The 4,237-nt window shown below is 44.4% G+C and carries 3 protein-coding genes; 1 reads left to right on the top strand and 2 read right to left on the bottom strand.

The annotated features are described in order from the left end of the window. Positions 1-57: 57 nt before the first annotated feature. Positions 58-753: a response regulator transcription factor gene (locus IH879_20620; GenBank protein ID MCH7677334.1), complete on the bottom strand. Its 696-nt coding sequence runs from the start codon at positions 751-753 to the stop codon at positions 58-60. Positions 754-885: 132 nt separating this feature from the next. Then, positions 886-2,583, bottom strand: coding sequence for a HAMP domain-containing histidine kinase (locus IH879_20625; GenBank protein MCH7677335.1), 1,698 nt, complete (start codon positions 2,581-2,583; stop codon positions 886-888). Positions 2,584-2,927: 344 nt separating this feature from the next. Here IH879_20625 and IH879_20630 point away from each other — a divergent pair. Then, positions 2,928-4,237 (top strand): beta-lactamase family protein (locus IH879_20630; protein MCH7677336.1); only part of this gene is annotated, 1,310 nt, incomplete at its 3' end.

A 4,237-nucleotide genomic window follows, 5' to 3' on the forward strand; every position in this document is an offset into this window, starting at 1 on the left:
GTTAATTTTTTTTAAAAAATCGCCCCTCGCTATCTCGCTTATCGCTCCTCTCCATTTTCACTCCACCACCAACTTAAACCCTTTGCCGTGCACATTTACTATTTGAAGCTGACTGTCTTCTTTCAGATATTTTCTGAGTTTGGTAATAAAAACATCCATGCTCCTGCCATTGAAGAAAGTATCTTCTCCCCAAATAAGCTTAAGAGCCAGCTCACGTTCCAGAATCGCATTTTTATGTAAACAGAGAAGCCGAAGCAGCTCAGCTTCCTTATAGGTAAGCTTTTGTTTCTTGTCGTGAATTTGCAAAACTTGCTTCTCGGTGTCGAATTCATAGTCGCCAATCGAGAACATCTTCTGGTTTTCTTCAACCGTCGAATGCTGGCTTCTTTTTAAAACCGCCTGAATTCGCAGCAGCAACTCTTCCATACTGAATGGCTTGGTAATATAATCGTCCCCGCCGATCTTAAACCCCTCGATGCGATCTTCCTTGAGCGCTTTTGCCGTTAAAAAGATGATTGGAATGTCCTGGTTTATTTTTCGAATTTCACCGGCTAAAGTAAAACCGTCTTTTTTGGGCAGCATCACATCCAGCAAACACAAGTCAAATTGATTTTGAAGGAAGGATGTCCTGCCCTCTTCGCCGTCGACGCAGAGTTCCACCTCAAAACCCTGCAGCTGAAGATTCTCCTGCAGGATTAATCCCAAATTCGGATCGTCTTCAATCAATAAAATTTTAGCTGAATTTTTTAACAAGCGACCTTCCTAAAACGTTGTTTTATATCGTCTTTGCGAATCCGCAATAGCGGATGAAGCAATCTGCTTGCCCCATCCCAGGAGATTGCTTCGTTCATTTCATTCGCTCGCAAAGACGGACTGAGTGAGCGTTTAACATTCTGTGATGATCGGCAAAACCACCTCAAACGTCGAACCTTTCTCCGGCTCGCTATTTAAGCTAATCGAGCCGCCGTGCGCTTCAACCATGAGCTTGACATAACTCAGGCCAAGTCCAAAGCCTTTCACATCATGAACATTCCCGGTCGGCACGCGATAATACTTATCAAAAACATGCTTTTGTTCCTCCGAATTCAAACCGATGCCGTTGTCTTTTACTCTTAGTTGAAAGTTTCCATCATTATTGTCTGTGGAAATCGTGATGCTCGGTTTCTTCTTGGTGTATTTGATGGCATTATCTATTAAATTATGAATTATATTCGCCAGGTGCAGGGCATCCGCCTCGATGATATGTGCTTTTGCCCTGAGTTGCGAAATAATTTTTCCTTTTTTCGCCTCAACTTGAATGGACATCTTCTGCGCGGCTTCATCTATCAGCTTGTGAATATCCACTTGAGTTTTGTTCAGCTCAAAATCCCCTTCCTCAAGCACAGCCATTTGCAGGATTTTGTCCACCTGATTTCGCATGCGCAGGTTCTCGTCATAAATTATGCCGCCGTAACGAAGCACCCGCTCTTTGTTCTTTATATTTTCAGGTTTGGAGATCGCCTCACTGGCCAGCGAAATCGTTGAAATCGGCGTCTTGAACTCGTGGGTCATATTATTGATGAAATTTGTCAGCCGGTTGGAAAATTCTTTTTGTTTAAAAATAGTTCGAATGGTGAAAACGAAGCAGACCACGATGACCGAGATGAAAATGAAGGAGATAAATACCGAAGTACTGATTTGCTTAAAGAGGTACATGCTCTGCTGAGGGAAGAAAAGAGCAAGGTCATTTGCCTCCACCACCAGATCATTGGGAAACAGCCGGCTCTTAAACTCCGAGGTCTTTAGTTTATTTCCCAGTTCTGAGTTGCCGGCCATGATGACGCTGTCTTTGCCGGCGCCCACCACAATTCCGTAAGTATATGCCGTGTAGATATCTTTCTCTTTTAATGCCTTTTCGAGCAAAGAATCGAGTAGGGTCATATTGACTCTGCTTTCCACGGGTTCCCGCTTTGATTCAGTCCACTGTTTGAAGATGCGGTTAATTAAAGTCCGGCGGTTTTTTTCAGAAGACAGATCGCCCGTGTATTTTTGAATATGTCCCTTTCCCATCATCATTATATAAGAAGAGCTGTCCGTGGTAAAATTAAAATTGAATTGGACGCGTGAGGGATTGGAACTTTTGAGTTGAATTTCATGCTGACCTGCGGTTTTGAACCCGTCTTCAACTTTCTCCACCACTTGCCCAAGAGAATCAAGAAGCATGATCCGCACGTATTGAGCACTCGGGAGAGAGTAAGTCAGCTTGCTGTTATCTAAATTCACCGACGGCGCGGGCGGGCGCTTGAATCTACTTTTAACTTTGATTTGTTTCGCACCATCACCGACAGAATAATAAAATGACGATGTGTTTTCGAGAATCTCTTCTTCAGCTTCAACGGAAACTTTGAAAACATCGGTGACGGCTTCTCTTGTTTCGAGCTTTTGCACCACGGTAGCTAAGGCCGCATTTACATTTTGACCGAAGGCCTGCTTTTTTAACTCCAAGGCATTTGCCAGCAAATAGATTTGAATGCAAATCAGACCAAGCAACGCAGCGGTCGTCAGCACGATGATGGTTGTGACGGTTTTCTTTTTTAATTTCATGGGTTCTGTTGCAACCTAAAAAAGTTGTCATTCCCGCGAAAGCGGGAATCCATTTCGCCCGAGGATTTTTGTAAGCCACTGGATGCCTGCTGAAGTTTACCCCTGCGCAGGCAGGGGCAGGCATGACTATATTATGGTTTTATGAATTATTAATCAAATCTCAAAACCCTTCAAGGTTATTTTAGTTCGGCTTAATTTACGAAAAAAATCCTATTAAAGCTCCATCTTTAACACTTTTTAACACTTTCTAACACTCTTTAACTATCCTAAGTGAAAACAAATTATTATCTTATGGCGTCTAAAGATTGTGTAAACTCACAAGTCATTCTGGAGGCTTCAAACGTATGAAGAAAATTTTTCTTATTTTATTGGCAGTCACTGCTTTGTCAATTCACTCGATTTATCCGCAGCTCAAAAATGAACTACGCAAAAACCTTGATGAGTATATGACCCGGCTAACCGAACTCGGTTATTCAGGAGCGCTTTTGGTTGCCAAAGAAGGCGAGGTTATTTTTTCTAGAGGGTACGGGTTGGCAAATCGAACTGAGCAAACCCCTGTTACCCCGGAAACGATTTTCACGACCGGCTCAGTCACCAAGCAGTTTACCGCCGCCGCGATTCTAAAACTTGAAATGCAGGGCAAACTTAACGTCCGGGAACCCATTACAAAATATTTTAAAAACGTTCCTGAAGACAAAAAAGCAACCACTCTCCACCATCTTCTGACGCACAGCGCTGGTCTCAAATCTGCCCTGGGGTTTGACTTTGCTGAGATTAGCCGGGACGAGTACATCGAACTTGCCATGAAAACACCACTAAATCGTCCTCCCGGTGAGACGTACGAATATTCAAATGTTGGTTTCAGTCTGCTGGCCGCGATTGTCGAGCAAGTCTCCGGTCAATCTTATGACGCATTTTTGCAAGAGCACCTCTTTAACCCCGCCGGCATGGAAAATACCGGCTATCCGAAGTCAAACTGGAATCCCAAAAAGCTTGCGCATGGATATCAAGGCGACAAAGATTGGGGCACCTTCCTCGAACACAAAATGGCAGAGGACGGCCCTTACTGGCATCTTCGCGGCAACGGCGGTGTTCACTCGACGACCGGCGATATGTACAAATGGCATCTCGCTCTTCAAGAAGATAAAATTCTTTCGAAGGAAGCGAAGGAAAAAATGTACACGCCGCACATTCGTGAAGGAGAGTCTCCTTCCTATTATGGTTACGGCTGGTCTGTAATGGACACACGCAACGGCAAGCTGATCACCCACAACGGCGGCAACCCCTACTTTGCGGCGGATTTCCTGCGTTATGTTGATAAAGATGTGACCATTTACGTTACGTCAAACAGCGCTGAGCAGCGGGCGTTTCGAATCAGCCGGACAATTGCTAAAATTGCCTTTGGCGAAGATTACTCGCTGCCGCCTCTCAAAGTGGAAACTTTAAGCGAGGCGGATCTACAGAAAACCGAAATGGGAAGACATGCTCTGGCATTTCTTGAATTGCTCGGCGCTAAAGATGACGATTCCGCGCGCAATTTGATTAAAGAGCATTATTCGGCAAGAGTCCTCGAAAAGGCATCTGTCGAAAAACAGCTTCGCGCTTTACAGCCGGATCGGGATGAGATTGGAGCCGTGGAAATTGGTAAAATTGT

The organism is candidate division KSB1 bacterium (assembly GCA_022562085.1).
Lineage (GTDB): Bacteria > Zhuqueibacterota > Zhuqueibacteria > Oceanimicrobiales > Oceanimicrobiaceae > Oceanimicrobium.